17 protein-coding genes are annotated in these 18,151 nt (G+C 64.7%); 15 read left to right on the forward strand and 2 right to left on the reverse strand.

Features of this window, described 5'->3' with window-relative positions:
* Nucleotides 1-27: 27 nt before the first annotated feature.
* Nucleotides 28-684, reverse strand: coding sequence for a fructose-6-phosphate aldolase (fsa, locus tag FJ967_RS28520; protein WP_140735648.1), 657 nt, complete (start codon nt 682-684; stop codon nt 28-30).
* 91 nt (nt 685-775) lie between these two features.
* On the opposite strand from fsa, the gene FJ967_RS28525 reads away from it, so the two are divergent.
* The 8 genes from FJ967_RS28525 to FJ967_RS28560 all read left to right on the forward strand — a co-directional run bounded on the left by FJ967_RS28525 (nt 776) and on the right by FJ967_RS28560 (nt 9,637).
* The gene (locus FJ967_RS28525; protein WP_140735649.1) at nt 776-2,959 is read left to right on the forward strand and encodes a primosomal protein N'; all 2,184 of its coding nucleotides are present in this window, start codon (nt 776-778) and stop codon (nt 2,957-2,959) included.
* A gap of 55 nt (nt 2,960-3,014) precedes the next feature.
* Nucleotides 3,015-3,710: an aspartate/glutamate racemase family protein gene (locus tag FJ967_RS28530; protein ID WP_140735650.1), complete on the forward strand. Its 696-nt coding sequence runs from the start codon at nt 3,015-3,017 to the stop codon at nt 3,708-3,710.
* Nucleotides 3,711-3,805: 95 nt separating this feature from the next.
* Nucleotides 3,806-4,201 carry a DUF4345 family protein gene (locus FJ967_RS28535; protein WP_127275645.1) on the forward strand — a complete coding sequence of 132 codons (396 nt, stop codon included), beginning with the start codon at nt 3,806-3,808 and terminating at the stop codon, nt 4,199-4,201.
* Between the two features lie 246 nt (nt 4,202-4,447).
* Nucleotides 4,448-5,008 carry a F0F1 ATP synthase subunit delta gene (locus FJ967_RS28540; RefSeq protein ID WP_140735651.1) on the forward strand — a complete coding sequence of 187 codons (561 nt, stop codon included), beginning with the start codon at nt 4,448-4,450 and terminating at the stop codon, nt 5,006-5,008.
* Nucleotides 5,008-6,537, forward strand: coding sequence for a F0F1 ATP synthase subunit alpha (gene atpA / locus FJ967_RS28545; RefSeq protein ID WP_140735652.1), 1,530 nt, complete (start codon nt 5,008-5,010; stop codon nt 6,535-6,537). The genes FJ967_RS28540 and atpA overlap by 1 nt, the downstream gene beginning before the upstream one ends.
* Before the next feature lie 46 nt (nt 6,538-6,583).
* The gene (locus tag FJ967_RS28550; protein WP_140735653.1) at nt 6,584-7,468 is read left to right on the forward strand and encodes a F0F1 ATP synthase subunit gamma; all 885 of its coding nucleotides are present in this window, start codon (nt 6,584-6,586) and stop codon (nt 7,466-7,468) included.
* 70 nt (nt 7,469-7,538) lie between these two features.
* A complete protein-coding gene (gene atpD / locus FJ967_RS28555) occupies nt 7,539-9,119 on the forward strand; it encodes a F0F1 ATP synthase subunit beta (protein ID WP_181176177.1) in 1,581 nt (526 codons plus the stop codon).
* A 110-nt stretch (nt 9,120-9,229) separates the two neighbouring features.
* Nucleotides 9,230-9,637: a F0F1 ATP synthase subunit epsilon gene (locus FJ967_RS28560; RefSeq protein WP_140735654.1), complete on the forward strand. Its 408-nt coding sequence runs from the start codon at nt 9,230-9,232 to the stop codon at nt 9,635-9,637.
* Nucleotides 9,638-9,756: 119 nt separating this feature from the next.
* Here FJ967_RS28560 and FJ967_RS28565 read toward each other — a convergent pair whose 3' ends face one another.
* Nucleotides 9,757-11,253, reverse strand: a complete 1,497-nt coding sequence (locus FJ967_RS28565) for a mannitol dehydrogenase family protein (RefSeq protein ID WP_140735655.1) — start codon at nt 11,251-11,253, stop codon at nt 9,757-9,759.
* A gap of 131 nt (nt 11,254-11,384) precedes the next feature.
* Here FJ967_RS28565 and uxaC point away from each other — a divergent pair, with 131 nt between their 5' ends.
* The 7 genes from uxaC (at nt 11,385) to kduD (ending at nt 18,147) form a co-directional block, all read left to right on the forward strand.
* Complete coding sequence (gene uxaC, locus FJ967_RS28570; protein WP_181176178.1) at nt 11,385-12,845, forward strand: glucuronate isomerase; 1,461 nt, start codon at nt 11,385-11,387, stop codon at nt 12,843-12,845.
* 33 nt (nt 12,846-12,878) lie between these two features.
* Nucleotides 12,879-13,856 carry a TRAP transporter substrate-binding protein gene (locus tag FJ967_RS28575; RefSeq protein WP_140735657.1) on the forward strand — a complete coding sequence of 326 codons (978 nt, stop codon included), beginning with the start codon at nt 12,879-12,881 and terminating at the stop codon, nt 13,854-13,856.
* Nucleotides 13,857-13,918: 62 nt separating this feature from the next.
* Nucleotides 13,919-14,443 carry a TRAP transporter small permease gene (locus FJ967_RS28580; protein WP_140735705.1) on the forward strand — a complete coding sequence of 175 codons (525 nt, stop codon included), beginning with the start codon at nt 13,919-13,921 and terminating at the stop codon, nt 14,441-14,443.
* A 3-nt stretch (nt 14,444-14,446) separates the two neighbouring features.
* A complete protein-coding gene (locus FJ967_RS28585; protein ID WP_140735658.1) occupies nt 14,447-15,727 on the forward strand; it encodes a TRAP transporter large permease in 1,281 nt (426 codons plus the stop codon).
* An 11-nt stretch (nt 15,728-15,738) separates the two neighbouring features.
* Complete coding sequence (locus FJ967_RS28590; protein ID WP_140735659.1) at nt 15,739-16,512, forward strand: FadR/GntR family transcriptional regulator; 774 nt, start codon at nt 15,739-15,741, stop codon at nt 16,510-16,512.
* A 22-nt stretch (nt 16,513-16,534) separates the two neighbouring features.
* Nucleotides 16,535-17,386: a 5-dehydro-4-deoxy-D-glucuronate isomerase gene (kduI, locus tag FJ967_RS28595; protein ID WP_140735660.1), complete on the forward strand. Its 852-nt coding sequence runs from the start codon at nt 16,535-16,537 to the stop codon at nt 17,384-17,386.
* Nucleotides 17,383-18,147 carry a 2-dehydro-3-deoxy-D-gluconate 5-dehydrogenase KduD gene (kduD, locus tag FJ967_RS28600; protein ID WP_140735661.1) on the forward strand — a complete coding sequence of 255 codons (765 nt, stop codon included), beginning with the start codon at nt 17,383-17,385 and terminating at the stop codon, nt 18,145-18,147. Before kduI ends, kduD begins: the two co-directional genes overlap by 4 nt.
* Nucleotides 18,148-18,151: the final 4 nt, after the last annotated feature.

The raw sequence follows: 18,151 nt of genomic DNA on the forward strand, positions 1-18,151 counted from the left end.
GCCTTTTTCATTGGAAGCGGAACAGGCTCAGCCGATCTTCTGGCCGGTCTTGGCCCAGTCGGCGAGAAACTGCTCCAGGCCCTTATCGGTCAGCGGATGCTTGACCAGCGCCTTCAGCGTCGCCGGCGGCGCGGTGATAACGTCGGCGCCGATCAGGGCCGCCTGCTTGACGTGGTTCACCGTGCGCACCGAAGCGGTCAGAATCTCGGTCTGGAAATCGTAATTGTCGTAGATCTGGCGGATTTCCTGGATCAGCTCCATGCCGTCCGAGCCGGTGTCGTCGATGCGGCCGACGAAGGGCGAGATAAAGGAAGCGCCGGCCTTGGCGGCGAGCAGCGCCTGGTTGGCCGAGAAGCACAGCGTGACGTTGACCATGCGGTTCATCTCGGTGCGGATGGTCTTGCAGGCCTTCAGGCCGTCGAGCGTCAGCGGCACCTTGATGGCAATATTGGGCGCGATCTTGGCCAGCACCTTGGCCTCGGCCATCATGTCCTTGTACTCGGTCGCCACGACCTCGGCCGAGACAGGGCCTTCGACGATGTCGCAAATTTGCTTGGTGACCTCGATGATCTTGCCGCCCGACTTGAGGATCAGCGACGGGTTGGTGGTGACGCCGTCGAGCAGTCCCAGATCGTGCAGTTCCTTGATCTCCTTGATATCGGCTGTATCGGCGAAAAATTTCATGGCGGGTCTCCTGACGATTTCGTCGTGCTTGGGAAGGCACGTTCAGCGTTGCTCTTTGATCTAGACCAAAGTCGGGGCAAGGTCACGCCTCATGATCGAAGATTCGCCCTTTGTCGCGGCCGCGCCGGTGCTGGTGCCGATGCCGGCCGAACGTCCCTATACCTATGCCGTGCCTGCCGGCATGCGTGTGGTGCCGGGCTCGATCGTGCGCGTCCCGCTTGGGCCGCGCCAGGTCGCCGGTATCGTCTGGGACGGCGTGGTCGAGCAGGTCGACGCCAGAAAACTGCGCCCGATCGAACAGGTCTTCGACTGTCCGCCGATCGACCGCGCGATGCGCCGCTTCGTCGACTGGGTGGCGCAATACACGCTGTCGGCGCCGGGCATGGTGGCGCGCATGCTGCTCAGGGCGCCGGAGGCCTTCGATCCGGAACCCTGGATCGAAGGGTTGCAGCGGACAGGGACGGTTCCCGACCGGATGACGGATGCGCGGGCGCGCGTCCTGGAAACAGCCGAAGGCGGGCTGGCCTGGACGCGCTCCGGGCTCGCGCATGCCGCCGGGGTGTCGTCGACGGTGATCGAGGGGTTGAAGGCGCAAGGTGTCTTCGAAACAGTGATGATCCCGCCGCGCCCGGTGGTGGCCGCGCCCGATCCCGGCTACGCCGTGCCGGAACTGATGCCGGACCAGAACGAGGCCGCCTCGATGCTGCGCGCCAATGTCGCGGCGGGCGCGTTCAATGTCGCGCTGCTCGACGGCGTGACCGGATCGGGCAAGACGGAGGTCTATTTCGAGGCGGTGGCGGCCGCACTCGAGCGGGGCAGCCAGGTGCTCATCCTGTTGCCGGAAATCGCGCTGACGCATGCCTTTCTTGAACGCTTCCAGCAGCGCTTCGGCGCCAAGCCGGCGGAATGGCATTCGGACCTGCCGCCCAGGATGCGCGAGAAAGTCTGGCGGCAAGTAGCGGAAGGCGGCGTGCGCGTCGTCGCCGGCGCACGCTCGGCGCTGTTCTTGCCGTTCAAGGAACTTGGCCTGATCGTCGTCGACGAGGAGCACGACCCCGCCTACAAGCAGGAAGACCGCGTCTTCTACAATGCGCGCGACATGGCCGTCGTGCGCGGCCATATAGGCGGCTTCCCGGTGGTGCTGGCGTCGGCGACGCCGTCGGTCGAGAGCCGGGTCAATGCCAGCCAGGGCAGATATAACAGGGCCGTTCTGTCGGCCCGCTTCGCCGAGGCGGCGCTTCCCGATCTCAAGTCGATCGACATGCGCCGCGCGCCGCCGGCGCGCGGCGGCTTCCTGTCGCCGGTGCTGATCGAGCATATGCGCCGGACGCTGGAGAAGAAGGAGCAGTCGCTGCTGTTCCTCAACCGGCGCGGCTATGCGCCGCTGACGCTGTGCCGGGTCTGCGGCCACCGCTTCGGCTGCCCGGTGTGCTCGGCCTGGCTTGTCGAGCACCGCTTCCGCGGGCAATTGGTCTGCCACCATTGCGGTCACAACGAGCGCCGCCCGGAGGCCTGCCCCGAATGCGGCACGCTGGACCATCTGGTGGCTTGCGGGCCTGGGGTCGAACGCATCGCCGAGGAGGTCGTCACGCATTTCCCCGACGCGCGCACCATCGTTCTGTCATCCGACATCATGGGGGGTGTGCGAAGGTTGCGGCTGGAGCTCGAGGCAATCGCCAATGGCGAGGCCGACATCGTCATAGGCACGCAACTGGTCGCCAAGGGCCACAATTTTCCCAATATGACGCTGGTCGGTGTCGTCGATGCCGATCTCGGGCTTGCCAATGGCGACCCGCGCGCCGCCGAGCGCACCTTCCAACTGCTCAGCCAGGTGACCGGCCGCGCCGGCCGCACCGGCAAGAAGAGCCTGGGCCTGCTGCAGACCTTCCAGCCCGACCATCCGGTAATGCGGGCGATCGTCTCCGGCGATGCCGAATCCTTCTATCAGCGCGAGATTTCCGAGCGGGAGCGGGCCGCCTTGCCGCCCTTCGGCCGCCTGGCCGGCGTCATCGTCAGCGCGGTGACGCGGGCCGAGGCCGAAGGCCACGCACGCGGCCTGCGCCGCGCGGCGCCCGAGGCGTCGGACCTGTTCGTGCTCGGGCCGGCCGAGGCACCATTGTCCCTGCTCGGCGGCCGGCACCGCTTCCGCCTGCTGATCCAGGGCGAGCGGCGCGCCGATATGCAGGGCTTCATCAGGGCCATGCTGGCCGAAGGGCCGAAGGTCAGAGGCTCGGTCAGGGTGCAGGTCGATATCGACCCGCAGAGCTTTTTGTAAAGCCGGGACAGCCGCGACAGGTTGGCGCAAATTGAGTGGAGAGTGGACAGCCATCATGAAAACCCTTGGCCTCATCGGCGGCATGAGCTGGGAATCGACCGCCATCTATTATCGCCTGCTCAACGAGATCGTGCGCGAGCGGCTTGGCGGGCTGCATTCGGCGAAGCTGCTGTTGTGGTCGTTCGACTTCGCCGAGATTGCCGAGCGGCAGCATCATGGCGACTGGGACGGCGCCGGCGCGCTGCTGGCCGATGTGGCGCGCAAGCTCGAGGCGGGCGGCGCGCAAGGGCTCGTTCTGTGCACCAACACCATGCACAAGCTTGCCGACCAGGTGCAGGCGGCCGTGTCGGTCCCGCTGATCCACATCGCCGACGCCACGGCGGCCGCGATCAGCCGAGCCGGCCTGCGGCGCCCGGCGCTGCTGGCGACCCGGTTCACCATGGAGCAGGATTTCTACAAGGGCCGGCTTGCCGACAAATACGGCCTCTCACCAGTCGTGCCCGATGCGGCCGGGCGCGACATGGTGCATCGCGTCATCTATGACGAGCTTTGCCGGGGCATTGTCTCGCAAGCCTCGAAGGCAGCCTATGTCGCCGAGGCAAACCGGTTGCGCGGCGAAGAGGGTGCCGACAGCCTGATCATGGGCTGCACCGAGATCACCATGCTGATCGGCCAGGGCGATTTCGACATTCCGGTTTTCGACACGACGCGGATCCATGCAGAGGCGGCGGTGGAATTCGCACTCGGCTGATGCGTGCCTCCTAATGTGTATGAAGCCATCTGGCGCGGCGTCTATCGTCCGCTAGAATGCCCGGAATTTCAAAACAGGCATTTCGAGGGGACAGTATGGATTTTGCGCTTCCATGGCCGACGAGCCAGGGCGAATGGTTGGCCTGGTCGAGCGCGGTCTTCACCGTGCTGCTTGGCCTTCTGTTCTTCCTGGCGCCGGGTCTGGCGTTCCGCATCCTGCGTCTGCAGGCCAAACCCGAGAAGGCGGCTGCGATCGCGGAGGGACGGGGCCGCATGTCGGGCTTCTATCTCGGGGTCGGCCTGTGCTGCATCCTGCTCGCGCAGCCGCTGGTCTACATGGCGCTCGGCTTCTCCTGGCTGTTCACCGCCTTCGGTCGGCTGCTGTCGATGATGTCGGATGGCGCCAACACACCTTTCAATTGGGTTTCCATTGTGGTGGAACTGGCGCTTGCGGCCTTGCCGCTTGCCTTTGCCTTCGGCTTTGTGCCCTGAATCCGGGGGTATTCCAGCGCACAAGACGCTGATCTTTCGCCGGATGCGACAATAGTGCCTGAAAACCATGCGGAACGACGCATTGCGGTCTTAAAATGCCTGTGCTAGACGGCAATCGACTTTCGGCCGGGGATAGCGGAAGCCGCGTCTCCGTGCTTGAAAAAATGCAGTAAGGTCAAAGATTTAGCCAGAGTTTTCGCTCGCGCCAACAATCTGCGGCCTGTCAGACAAGAGAAAAGACGGTCCGTGGCCCAATCGTCATCGCCAATCTCAGGTGTCGCAGAACGCTATGCCGGTTCGCTGTTCGAACTGGCATCGCAGGCAAATTCCGTGGCCAAGGTCGAGGCCGATCTCAACGGTTTCGAGGCATTGCTCGCGGGCAGCGCGGATCTCACCCGGCTGATCAACAGCCCGGTGTTTTCCAGCGAAGACCAGGCCAAGGCCATCGCGGCGATCGCCGACAAGGCGGGAATCACCGGCCTGACCGGCAATTTCCTGCGTGTCGTCGCCAAGAACCGCCGTCTGTTCGCCGTGCCCGGCATGATCAAGGCGTTCCGCCAGATATCAGCCGAAGCGCGTGGCGAGGCCTCCGCTGAAGTGACGTCGGCTCATGAGCTGACCGCGGCCCAGCAGACCGAACTCAAGGCGGCGCTCAAGGGCGTTGCCGGCAAGGACGTGGCCATCTCCGTCACCGTCGATCCGTCGCTGCTCGGCGGGCTGGTGGTCAAGATGGGCTCGCGCCAGATCGATACGTCGCTCAAAACCAAACTCAATTCGCTCAAGCTTGCACTGAAAGAGGTCGGCTGATGGACATCCGCGCCGCGGAAATTTCCGCAATTCTGAAAGACCAGATCAAGAATTTCGGCAAGGAGGCAGAAGTCTCCGAAGTCGGCCAGGTGCTGTCCGTCGGTGACGGTATCGCCCGCGTCTACGGCCTCGACAACGTCCAGGCCGGCGAGATGGTCGAGTTCCCCGGCGGCATCCGCGGCATGGCGCTCAACCTCGAAGCCGACAATGTCGGCGTCGTCATCTTCGGCGCCGACCGCGACATCAAGGAAGGCGACACCGTCAAGCGCACCGGCGCCATCGTCGACGCACCTGTCGGTCCCGGCCTGCTCGGCCGTGTCGTCGACGCGCTCGGCAACCCGATCGACGGCAAGGGTCCGATCAAGGCGGTCGAGCGCAAGCGCGTCGACGTCAAGGCGCCCGGCATCATTCCGCGCAAGTCGGTGAACGAGCCGATGTCGACCGGCCTCAAGGCCATCGATGCTCTGATCCCGGTCGGTCGCGGCCAGCGCGAGCTGGTCATCGGCGACCGTCAGACCGGCAAGACCGCCATCATCCTCGACACGATGCTCAACCAGAAGTCGGTGCACGATAGCGGCCCCGAGAAGGAAAAGCTCTACTGCGTCTACGTCGCCGTCGGTCAGAAGCGCTCGACCGTCGCGCAGTTCGTCAAGGTTCTGGAAGAGCGCGGCGCGCTCGAATATTCGATCATCGTCGCCGCCACCGCTTCCGACCCGGCGCCGATGCAGTTCCTGGCGCCGTTCACGGCTTGCACCATGGGCGAGTATTTCCGCGACAACGGCATGCATGCGCTGATCTCTTACGACGATCTGTCGAAGCAGGCCGTCGCCTACCGCCAGATGTCGCTGCTGCTGCGCCGCCCGCCGGGCCGCGAAGCCTATCCGGGCGACGTCTTCTACCTGCACTCGCGCCTGCTCGAGCGCGCCGCCAAGCTCAATGACGATCTGGGTGGCGGCTCGCTGACCGCCCTGCCGGTCATCGAAACGCAGGCCAACGACGTGTCGGCCTACATCCCGACCAACGTGATCTCGATCACCGACGGCCAGATCTTCCTCGAGACCAACCTGTTCTTCCAGGGCATCCGTCCCGCGGTCAACGTCGGCCTGTCGGTGTCGCGCGTCGGTTCGTCGGCGCAGATCAAGGCGATGAAGCAGGTTGCGGGCTCGATCAAGGGCGAGCTCGCGCAGTACCGTGAAATGGCTGCTTTCGCGCAGTTCGGCTCGGATCTCGACGCCGCCACGCAGCGCCTGCTCAACCGCGGCTCGCGCCTGACCGAACTTTTGAAGCAGCCGCAGTTCTCGCCGCTGAAGACCGAAGAGCAGGTCGCGGTGATCTTCGCCGGCGTCAACGGCTATCTCGACAAGCTGCCGGTCAACCAGGTCGGCAAGTTCGAGCATGGCCTGCTCAGCCACATGCGTTCGGCCGGCAAGCCCGTCCTCGACGCCATCCGCAAGGAAAAGGCGCTCTCGGACGATCTGCGCGGCAAGCTGAAGGCCGAGATCGACGCCTTCGCCAAGACCTTCGCCTGAGCGAAGTGCCGGTGCGGATAAGACAAGACGGGATCAGGTTTGAAGCATGCCTTCATTAAAAGACCTTCGTAACCGTATCGCCTCGGTCAAGGCGACGCAGAAGATCACCAAGGCGATGCAGATGGTCGCCGCGGCGAAGCTGCGCCGTGCGCAAGAGGCGGCGGAAGCGGCGCGTCCCTATTCGGAGCGCATGGGTTCCGTCCTGGCCAACATCACCCAGGCGGTCGGCGGCGGTGGCGATGCCCCGGCGCTGATGACCGGAACCGGCAAGGACGACGTGCATCTGCTCGTCGTCTGCACCGCCGAGCGCGGCCTGTGCGGCGGCTTCAATTCGCAGATCGCCCGTCATGCCCGCGACCATATCCGCCGGCTGCTGGCCGACGGCAAGCAAGTCAAGATCATCTGCGTCGGCAAGAAGGGTTTCGATATCCTGCGCCGCGACTATGCCTCGATGATCATCGAGCGCGTCGATCTGCGCGAGGTCAAGACGCTCGGCTTCGTCAATGCCGATGCGATCGCCCGCAAGGTCATCCACCTGTTCAACGAAGGCGCCTTCGACGTCTGCACACTGTTCTATTCGCAGTTCAGGTCGGTGATCAGCCAGATTCCGACCGCGCAGCAGATCATTCCGGCGGCTGCCTCTTCGGCTCAGCCCGAATCGGCGGATGGCGCCAGCGCCGTCTACGAGTACGAGCCGGAGCCGGGCGAAATCCTGTCGGACCTCATCCCGCGCAACATCGCGGTGCAGATTTTCCGCGCGCTGCTTGAAAACGCGGCGGGCGAAATGGGCGCCAAGATGAGCGCCATGGACAATGCGACGCGCAACGCCGGCGAGATGATCAACAAGCTGTCGATCACCTACAACCGCCAGCGGCAGGCGCAGATCACCAAGGAACTGATCGAAATCATTTCGGGCGCTGAGGCGCTCTAGGCGCGGTCCGCGGGTCATTGCCCCGCGAACCGGACCGCGTGAGAAACAAAGGACGAAAAGGGTAAAGACGATGGCGAAAGCAGCGACCCCGAAGACGGCAGCCCCCAAGGCGGCGGCCCCCGCGAAGGCGGCAAAGGCTCCGGCAGCGGCAGCGAAGGCGGCTCCGGCCAAGGCGGCAGCAGCGCCGGCCAAGGCCGCCGCTGCCAAGACCCAGGCCGTGGCCAGCAAGGCAACCGGCGTTATCGGCAAGGTCCGGCAGGTCATCGGCGCCGTCGTCGACGTGCAGTTCGGCGATCATCTGCCGCCGATCCTGAACGCGATCGAGACCAACAATGTCGGCAACCGCCTGGTCCTCGAAGTTGCCCAGCACCTGGGTGAAAACACCGTGCGCTGCATCGCCATGGACTCCACCGAAGGTCTGGTGCGCGGCCAGGAAGTGCGCGACACCGGCGGCCCGATCGCCGTCCCGGTCGGCCCGGGCATGCTCGGCCGCATCATCAACGTCATCGGCGAGCCGGTCGACGAAGCCGGCCCGGTCGACGCGGTCGAACTGCGCTCGATCCACCAGCCGGCCCCGGCCTATATCGAACAGTCGACGGAAGCGCAGATCCTGATCACCGGCATCAAGGTGCTCGACCTGCTCGCGCCCTACGCCAAGGGCGGCAAGATCGGCCTGTTCGGCGGCGCCGGCGTCGGCAAGACCGTGCTGATCCAGGAACTGATCAACAACATCGCCAAGGCGCATGGCGGCTATTCGGTGTTCGCCGGCGTTGGCGAGCGCACCCGCGAGGGCAACGATCTCTATCACGAGTTCATCGAATCCGGCGTCAACAAGAAGGGCGGCGGCGAAGGCTCCAAGGCGGCACTCGTGTACGGCCAGATGAACGAACCGCCGGGCGCCCGCGCCCGCGTCGGCCTGACCGGCCTGACGGTCGCCGAATACTTCCGCGACCAGGGCCAGGACGTGCTGTTCTTCGTCGACAACATCTTCCGCTTCACACAGGCAGGTTCGGAAGTGTCGGCTCTGCTCGGCCGTATCCCTTCGGCCGTGGGCTACCAGCCGACGCTCGCCACCGACATGGGCGCGCTGCAGGAACGCATCACCACCACCACCAAGGGCTCGATCACCTCGGTGCAGGCGATCTACGTGCCGGCCGACGACTTGACCGACCCGGCGCCGGCGACTTCGTTCGCTCACCTTGACGCAACGACGACGCTCAACCGCTCGATCGCCGAAAAGGGCATCTACCCGGCCGTCGATCCGCTCGACTCGACCTCGCGCATGCTCGACCCGCTGGTCGTCGGCGAGGAGCACTATGCGGTTGCCCGCCAAGTGCAGTCGATCCTCCAGCGCTACAAGTCGCTGCAGGACATCATCGCCATCCTGGGCATGGACGAGCTCAGCGAAGAAGACAAACAGACGGTTGCCCGCGCGCGCAAGATCGAGCGCTTCCTGTCGCAGCCGTTCTTCGTCGCCGAAGTGTTCACGGGTTCGCCGGGCAAGCTGGTCGACCTCGCCGACACCATCAAGGGCTTCAAGGGCCTCTGCAACGGCGACTATGACCACCTGCCGGAAGCCGCCTTCTACATGGTCGGCGGCATCGACGAGGCGGTCGAGAAGGCTCAGCGCCTGGCGGCTGAAGCGGCTTAATCAGGGAATAGGGAGTAGTCAGTAGTCAGTAGTGAATAGAAGCCGGGTTATCGGGCGGTTGCCCTCTCTCCCTACTTCCTACTCACTATTCCCTACTCACTAATTTGATCATGGCTGAAGCTTTCAAGTTCGAACTGGTCTCGCCGGAGCGCCTGCTGGTTTCCGCCGAGGTCGAATCCGTCGTCATTCCGGGCGCCGAGGGCGAGATGACCGTCATGGCGCATCACGCTCCGGTCATGACCACGATCAAGCCGGGCGTCGTCACGGTGAAGAACTCCTCCGGCAGTGAAGAGCGTTACGTGGTGTTCGGCGGCTTCGCCGACATCGTTCCGGCCGGCTGCACGCTGCTGGCGGAATCGGCCGTCGCCGTGAAGGATGTCGACCGTGCCGATCTGGCGCGCCGTATCCAGGAAGCCAAGGAAGACGCCGCCGACGCCAAGGACGATCAGTCGCGCAGCAAGGCCGAACAATTCCTCAGCCAGCTGACCACGCTGGAAGGCGCCATCCTGCCGGCCTGAGATTCCCCTTGGATGATGGATTAAAAAGCGGGGCCTTGCCCCGCTTTTTTGTTTATCGGGTGGGGATAGCTCAAGGGGATGGCGGGTCTTGTCGCCGATATGAAACGCTACGGCGGATTCTATTCGATGCCGAGCGCGGCGAAGGCCAAGGTCGTGCCGTCCCGGCGCAGGTGGACGAGATGGACTGCCACGAGTTCGATGAGCGTCAGGCGCTCGGCGTGATCCCTGGCGAAGCCGGTCAGGTCGAACACCGCCGTCACGGTTTCGTTCGCCGGCAGTTGCTGGCTCAAAAGTGCGGTCAGGGACGTATCCAGCGGATCGGTGAAATGACCTTCCGGCAAGGTCTTTCCCCGCGCCGCGCAGGCGGCGATCCAGGCGGCCACCACCAGCGTCAGGTGCACGAACTCGGTACCGGCCTCGAGGCTCTCGATGGCGGAGGCGATGATGCGCTGCGGCAGTTTCTGGCTGCCGTCATTGGCGATCTGCGCCGTGCGGTGGGCAAGTGCGGTGTTCGAAAAACGCTCGGTGAGCTCGGCCGTGTAGGCCGATGTGTCGAGCCCGGCATCGTCGGGCAGCGTGGGTATGGCCTCCGCCCAGAGCGCATCGACGAACTGCCTGATCGCCGGATCGGCGAAGGCGCGGTCGACGGTGGCATGGTTGCGGAGCAGGCCGAGATAGGCGATCGCCGAATGCGCGCCGTTGAGCAGCCTCAGCTTCATGTCCTCGAAGGGCGCGACATCGCCGACCATGGTGACACCGAATTTTTCCCAGGCCGGACGGCCCGTCGGGAAATTGTCCTCGATCACCCATTGCCGGAAGGGTTCGGTCATGACGGGCCAGGCGTCCTCGACGCCAAGTTCGCCTGATATCCGCGCGCGGTCGGCGTCGGTCGTGGCCGGCACGATGCGGTCGACCATGCTGGAGGGAAATGCCACCTGGCCGGCGATGTGGCCGGCGATCGCGGCATCGTCCCGGGAACCGGCACCGGCATCGCGCAGCGTGGCGAACTCAATCAGCAGCCGGTGCAAGGTGGCGCCATTGGCCGGCAGGTTGTCGCAACAGAGCACGGTGAAAGGCGGGGTGCCGGCGGCCAGCCTCCTGGCGAGCGCCTCGGTCAGAAAACCATGCGCCGTCTTCGGTCTTTGCGGATTGGCCAGGTCGTGGACGATGTCCGGGTGCGTGGCGTCCAGTCCGCCGCCGGCGGCCCTGAGATAGGCCTTCTCGGTGATGGTCAGCGTCACGATGCGGGTGCGCGGATCGGTCAACGCCGCCAGCACCGCGGCCGGATCTTCCGGCGCCACCAGCAGCCGCCCGATAGCGCCGACGACATCAAGCGTTTCCCCGCCGCTGTCGCGGACCGCCAGGGTGTAGAGCCCGTCCTGCGGCGCCAGCGCGTCGCGTGTATCGGCGCTGCGCAACGAGACGCCCGTTATGCCCCAGCCCGTCTCGCCGGCCGCCAGGCACTCGTCCACATAGGCGGCCTGGTGGGCGCGGTGGAAGGCGCCAACGCCGAGATGCACGATGCCGGGCGTGACCGACGCGCGATCATATCGCGGCGCTGCGACCCCGGCCGGCAATGCCTGTGCCGAGCGGTTGGAAAGGCGATGGTCTGTCATCGGTGCGCGCACTCATCTCATGGAACGGCTGGAAATCCCGAAGGCGGATCGCAAGCGGCGTAACACTCGCCGCGCCTGGTCACAATGCTCAGCTTCGTTCAAAAGTCATCATACAACAATCCAATTTTTGTATGTTGACATTACTTCTGGCCGGCCATACCGATAGCGACCCTGGGAGGACGGCCGTGGCACTGACCAATGCGGATTTGCTGTTTCCAGCCGAGGCCGGTTCGCTCTCGATCGCCCGCGATCTTTACGCGGGGGTCAAGGACCTGCCGATCGTCAGTCCGCATGGCCATACCGACCCGCGCTGGTATGCGCTGAACGAGCCTTTCCCCGATCCGGCACAACTGCTGATCGTGCCGGACCACTATATTTTCCGCATGCTGTTCAGCCAGGGTGTGCGGCTGGAGGAGCTCGGCGTGCCGACACTGGACGGCGCCCCGGTCGAGACCGACGGCAGGACAATCTGGCGCCGCTTCGCCGAGCATTACCATCTGTTTCGCGGCACGCCGACCCGGCTTTGGTTCGACCATGTGCTGGCGCATCTGTTCGGCATCGAAGAGCCGCTGAGCGCCGCGACGGCGGACCGCCACTACGACACGATCGCGACCGTGCTGCAGTGGGAGAACTATCGCCCTCGCGCCCTGTTCGAGCGCTTCAACATCGAGGTTATCGCGACGACCGAAGGCGCGCTCGACGATCTCAAATGGCACAAGATGATCCGCGACAGCGGCTGGGAGGGCCGGGTCATCACCGCCTATCGGCCGGATGCCGTGGTCGATCCGGACTTCGAAGGGTTCTCGGTCAATCTCGACCGGCTGGGCGAGATCACCGGCTGCGACACTGGCAGCTGGGCCGGCTATCTCGACGCGCATCGCCAGCGCCGTGCCTTCTTCAAGAACTTCGGCGCGACCTCTTCGGACCACGGCCACCCGACGGCCGAGACCGCCAATCTTTCCGACGCGGCGGCGCGGGAACTGTTCAACCGAGTCCGCGCCGGCTCGCAGGATGAGCGCGAGCGCAAGCTGTTTCGCGCCCAGATGCTGACCGAGATGGCCAAGATGAGCCGGGATGACGGGCTGGTGATGCAAATCCACCCCGGCTCCTGGCGCAATCATTCGCCCGGCATTTTCCAAAGATTCGGCAGGGACAAGGGCTTCGATATCCCGACCCGCACCGACTATGTCACGGCGCTGAAGCCGTTGCTCGACTGCGTAGGGCTGGAGCGCAACCTCACCGTCATTCTCTTCACGCTCGACGAAACCAGTTATGCGCGCGAGCTGGCGCCGCTGGCCGGCATCTATCCGGCGCTGAAGCTCGGCCCAGCCTGGTGGTTCCACGACAGTCCGGAAGGCATGCGCCGCTTCCGCGAGATGACCACGGAGACCGCCGGTTTCTACAACACGGTCGGCTTCAACGACGACACGCGCGCCTTTCCCTCGATACCGGCCCGTCACGATCTGGCGCGCCGGGTCGACTGCGCGTTCCTGGCGCGCCTCGTCGCAGAACATCGCCTTCGGGAGGAGGAGGCGCACGAACTGGCGAAGGAGCTTGCCTCTACGCTTGCCAAGAAGGCGTACCGGCTCTGAGCCGGACGCCCTGATTTTCAAAGGGAGGAAGTCATGTTGCATTTTTCCAGATTGACGGCAGCCACACTCGCCTTCGGCTCGCTGCTGATCGGCATCGCCAATGCCGAAACCGTGCTGCGATCCTCGGACACGCATCCGGACGGCTATCCGACCGTCGAAGCGGTCAAATACATGGGTGACCTGATCAAGCAGCGCACCGCCGGCCGGTATTCGATCGAGGTCTATCACTCGGCACAGCTCGGCGAGGAAAAGGACACGATCGAGCAGACCCAGGCCGGCGTCATCGATCTCGACCGCGTCTCGATGGGGCCGTTCAACGGCATCGTTCCGGAAACCGCGGTGCCATCGCTGCCCTACATGTTCCGCTCGGTCGAGCACATGCGTCACGTCATGGACGGGCCGGTCGGCGATCAGATCCTGAAGGCGTTCGAGGCCCATGATCTCGTCGGTCTGGCTTTCTACGATTCCGGCGCGCGTTCCTTCTACAACACCAAGAAGGACATCACCTCGATGGCGGACATGAAAGGCATGAAGTTCCGCGTCATCCAGTCCGACGTGTTCGTCGACATGGTCAACGCGCTTGGCGCCAATGCCACGCCGATGGCCTATGGCGAAGTCTATTCGGCGCTACAGACCGGTGTCATCGACGGTGCCGAAAACAACTGGCCGAGTTTCGAATCCGCAAAGCACTACGAAGTCGCCAAGCATTATACGATGGACGAGCATCAAATCGTGCCGGAAGTGCTGGTCATGTCGAAGGCAAGCTGGGACAAGCTGTCGCCGGAAGACCAGGCGATCGTGCGCCAGGCGGCCAAGGACAGCGTCGTCAAGATGCGTGAACTCTGGGACGCGCAGGAGAAAAAGTCGCGCGGCATCGTCGAGGCCGCGGGCGTCAAGGTCAGTGAGATCGACAAACAGCCGCTGATCGACGCGATGAAGCCGGTCTACGACAAGTACCTGTCGACGCCTGAACTGAAGGACCTGGCCGCGCGGATACAGGCCGAGAAATGAACGCCAGGCGTAACGGACCAGGCAGCACGGAGACCTCCGCGCTGCTTTCGGGCGAGCCGGCCATGCGAGGGTTCTGGCTGGGTACGGAGCGCATCCTGTCAGGGCTTGCCCGGTTGGCCCTCTGGGTCAGCGGCGCGGGGCTGACGCTGATGACGATCATCATCTTCTGGCAGGTCTTCTCGCGCTATGTGCTGAACCGCTCGCCGAGCTGGACCGAATCCTTCTCGGTGCTGCTGATGGGCTGGTTCATTTTCCTCGGTGCTGCCGTCGGCGTGCGCGAACGCACGCATCTGGGCTTCGACGTGCTGCTCTATGTCCTGCCCGTTTCGGCCAAGGCGGTGCTGCGCAGCATTTCCGATCTTGTCGTGCTGGCCTTCGGCGCCGGCATGATCGTCTATGGCGTGCAACTGGCCAGGCTGACCTGGAACACGGTTATGCCTTCGCTGGCCTTGCCGGGCGGCGTCAGCTTCCTGCCCGTCATCCTCGGCGGTGCGCTGGTCTGCCTGTTTTCGCTGGAACGACTGGCCGGGCGTTTTGCCGGCCTGCCCGTCGACGCCGACATCCATGCAACCGGCGAGGAACCCTGAATCATGGCTCTTACGGTCCTCTTCGGCACCTTCGTGTTCCTTTTGGTCATCGGCACGCCGATCGCGTTTTGCCTCGGCGTCGCCAGCTTCGCGACGATCCTTACGCTCGGCCTGCCGCCGGTCGTGGTGTTTCAGCGGCTCAATTCCGGCGTCAGCGTTTTTTCGCTGATGGCCATCCCCTTCTTCATCTTCGCCGGCGACCTGATGGTGCGCGGCGGCATCGCCGCGCGGCTGGTCGCGCTGGCGGGATCGCTGGTCGGCCATTTGCGCGGCGGTCTGGGGCAGGTCAACATCGCGGCGTCGACCATGTTCGGCGGCATTTCAGGCTCGGCGGTGGCGGATGCGTCGGCGGTCGGCGGGCTGATGATCCCGCAGATGAAGGCGCGCGGCTACGGCATCGATTACGCCGTGAACATCACCTCTGTCGGCGCCATCATCGCGCTCTTGATCCCGCCCTCGCACAACATGATCATCTATTCGATCTCCGCCGGTGGCCGTATCTCGATCGCGGACCTGTTCACGGCGGGCGTGCTGCCGGGTCTGCTGCTGGCGCTGTCACTGATGGTGACGGCCTATTGGGTCGCGAGCCGCCGCGGCTATCCGACTGAGCCCTTCGCCGGCTTCGGTCGGGCCTTGCAACTGCTTGTCGCCGCCATTCCCGGCCTCATACTGATCGCCATCATCTTCGGCGGCGTCAGGTCCGGCGTCTTCACTGCGACCGAGAGCTCCTGCATTGCCATCGTCTACGCCTTCCTGGTGACGCTGATCATCTACCGCTCGATGAACTGGGGCGACTTCGTCGCGGCGACGACTGCCTCGGTGCGGACCACCGCCATGGTGCTGATGATCATCGGCTGCGCGGCGGCCTTCGGCTGGCTGCTCGCCTATCTCAGGGTGCCGGCCGCGCTGGTGGCCTTCTTGCAGTCGGTGTCCGACAACAAGCTGGTCATCCTGCTGTTGATCAACATCGTATTGCTTATCCTCGGCACCTTCATGGACATGTCGCCTCTGATCATCATCACGACGCCGATCTTCCTGCCTGTCGTCATGGCCTATGGCGTCGACCCCGTGCATTTCGGCGTGATCCTCATCCTTAATCTCGGTATCGGCCTTTGCACGCCACCAGTCGGCGCCGTCCTGTTCGTCAGCTGCGCCATCGGCCGCATCCCGATCTGGACCGCGATGCGCTCGATCTGGCCGTTCTATGGTGCCGCCTTCGTCGTGCTGATGCTTGTCACCTACATACCGGTGATTTCATTGTGGCTGCCGAGCCTGTTCCATTAGGAGATCGCCACATGTCCGACGCCGCACCCGATCTCAGGGTCGAGAGAAAACCGAAACTGTCGGAAACCGTCGTGGCGGCGATCCGCAGGCAATTGCAGGCGGGCGAGATCCTGCCCGGCCACAAATTGCCGACCGAAGGCCAGCTGACCGAAACCTTCGGCGTCAGCCGCACCGTCATCCGCGAAGCGCTGGCCAAGCTTGCGGCCGATGGGCTCGTCGAGCCCAGGCAAGGTGCCGGTGTCTTCGTCACCGAGCACATCTCGACCGTGTTCGGGGCGCTGGCCGCCGACATGGGAGCCAAGGATTCCGTCGCGCTCAACGTGCTCGAGGTGCGCCTGGCGGTGGAGATCGAATCGGCCGGGCTTGCCGCCATCCGTCGCAACGCCGCACAGGAGGCGGCGATCCAGGAAGCCTTCTTCGAGTTCGAGCGGCTGCTGCTCGACAGCCAGCCGACGGGTCCGGCGGACCTTGCCTTCCATCGCGCGATCGCCAGCGCCACCAACAATCCGTTCTATGTCGAGATGCTCGACGTGCTCGGCCGGCGCGCCATTCCGTGCGACGTGACCTCGCCCTGGTCGACCGAGCTCGTCCAGTCCGACGATTACCAGCGCGGGCTGCAGCGCGAACACCTGGTGATCCTGAACGCCATCACGGCGGGCGATGCCGAGGCAGCGCGCGAGGCGATGCGCGCCCATCTCGGCGCCAGCCAGCAGCGCTACCGCGAACGCCTGCAGGCGCGGCAAGCCTACTACGCCAATTCGGTCAAGGCGGCCGCCGGCGAATGATCCACCGCAAAGCAGGACAGAGATGAGCCAGAACCAGACAGACTACACATCGCGCTTCGCCATCGATCCGGTCGCGGCCGCCGCCATGGGAACGGATGAACTGCGCCATAACTTCCATCTCGACGACCTCTTCCAGCCCGGACGCGTCAGCCTGACCTACACCCATTATGACCGCATGATCGTCGGCGGCGCGGTGCCGATGGCGACGGCATTGCCGCTGGAAGCGATCAAGCCGACCGGCACCAGGAATTTTCTCGACCGGCGCGAACTGATCGCCGTCAATATCGGCGGCGCAGGCACGATCGAAGCCGGCGACCAGTCCTTCGAGTTGCAGGCGCGCGACATGCTCTATCTCGGCATGGGTACCGACAACGTTTCGTTCGCCTCGGCCGATAAGGACAATCCGGCCAAATTCTATCTGCTCAGCGCACCGGCGCATCAGGCTCATCCCGGCCGGCTGATCCGCCTTGGCGACGCCAAGCGCCTCGACCTCGGCAGCAAGGAGGCCTGCAACGAGCGCTCGATCTTCCAGTTCATCCATGCCGGGGGAACAAGGACCTGCCAGCTCGTCGTCGGCATGACGCAGCTGGCGCCGGGCTCGATCTGGAACACGATGCCGTGCCATGTTCATGACCGGCGCATGGAGGCCTATCTCTATTTCGACCTGCCCGACGCGGCGCGCGTGTTCCACTTCATGGGCGAGCCGGACGAGACGCGCCACATCGTCATGCGCAACGAGGAAGCGGTGCTGTCGCCGGGCTGGTCGATCCATTCGGGCGCCGGCACCTCCAACTACGCCTTCATCTGGGCGATGGCCGGCGACAATGTCGACTACACCGATGTCGATGCGGTGGCCATGGACGCGTTGCGGTGAGCGACCTCTCGGCTTTCAGCCTGGCCGGCAAGCGTATCCTGTTGACCGGCGCCAACACCGGCATCGGCCAAGGCATCGCGGTCTCCATCGCGCGGGCCGGCGGCGTGGTAATCGGCGTCGGCCGTTCGTCGATGGAAGAGACGGCGCACAGGGTCTCCGAGGCCGGCGGGCAATTCGAGGCCGTGGCCGCCGACCTCGCGGACACGGCGGCGGCCGGGTCGATGCTGGACCGGGTCTGGCAAGACAGCGGGCCGCTCGACGGGCTGGTCAACAATGCCGGCATCATCCGGCGTGCCGATGCCGTCGAACTTACCCAGGCCGATTGGGACGAGGTGATCGACGTCAATCTGAAGACGGTCTTTCTTCTGTGCCAGTCCTTTGCCCGGCGCGTCCTGGCCGGTGGACGCCGGGGCAAGATCGTCAACATCGCCTCGGTGCTGAGTTTCCAGGGCGGCATCCGCGTGGCGTCCTACACGGCGTCCAAGCACGGCGTGCTCGGCATCACCCGGCTGCTCGCCTGCGAGTGGGCGGCGAAGGGCATCAACGTCAACGGCATAGCGCCGGGCTATATCGAGACCAACAACACGCAGGCACTGCGCGACGATCCCGACCGCAGCGCCGCCATCCTCGGGCGCATTCCAGCGGGTCGCTGGGGCGAGCCGGGAGACATTGGCGATGCCGCCGTCTTCCTGCTGGCGCCGGCTTCTAACTACATGCATGGCGCGGTGATGCCGGTGGACGGCGGCTGGCTGGCGCGGTGAGGAG

This window comes from Mesorhizobium sp. B2-3-4 (assembly GCF_006442315.1).
Lineage (GTDB): Bacteria > Pseudomonadota > Alphaproteobacteria > Rhizobiales > Rhizobiaceae > Mesorhizobium.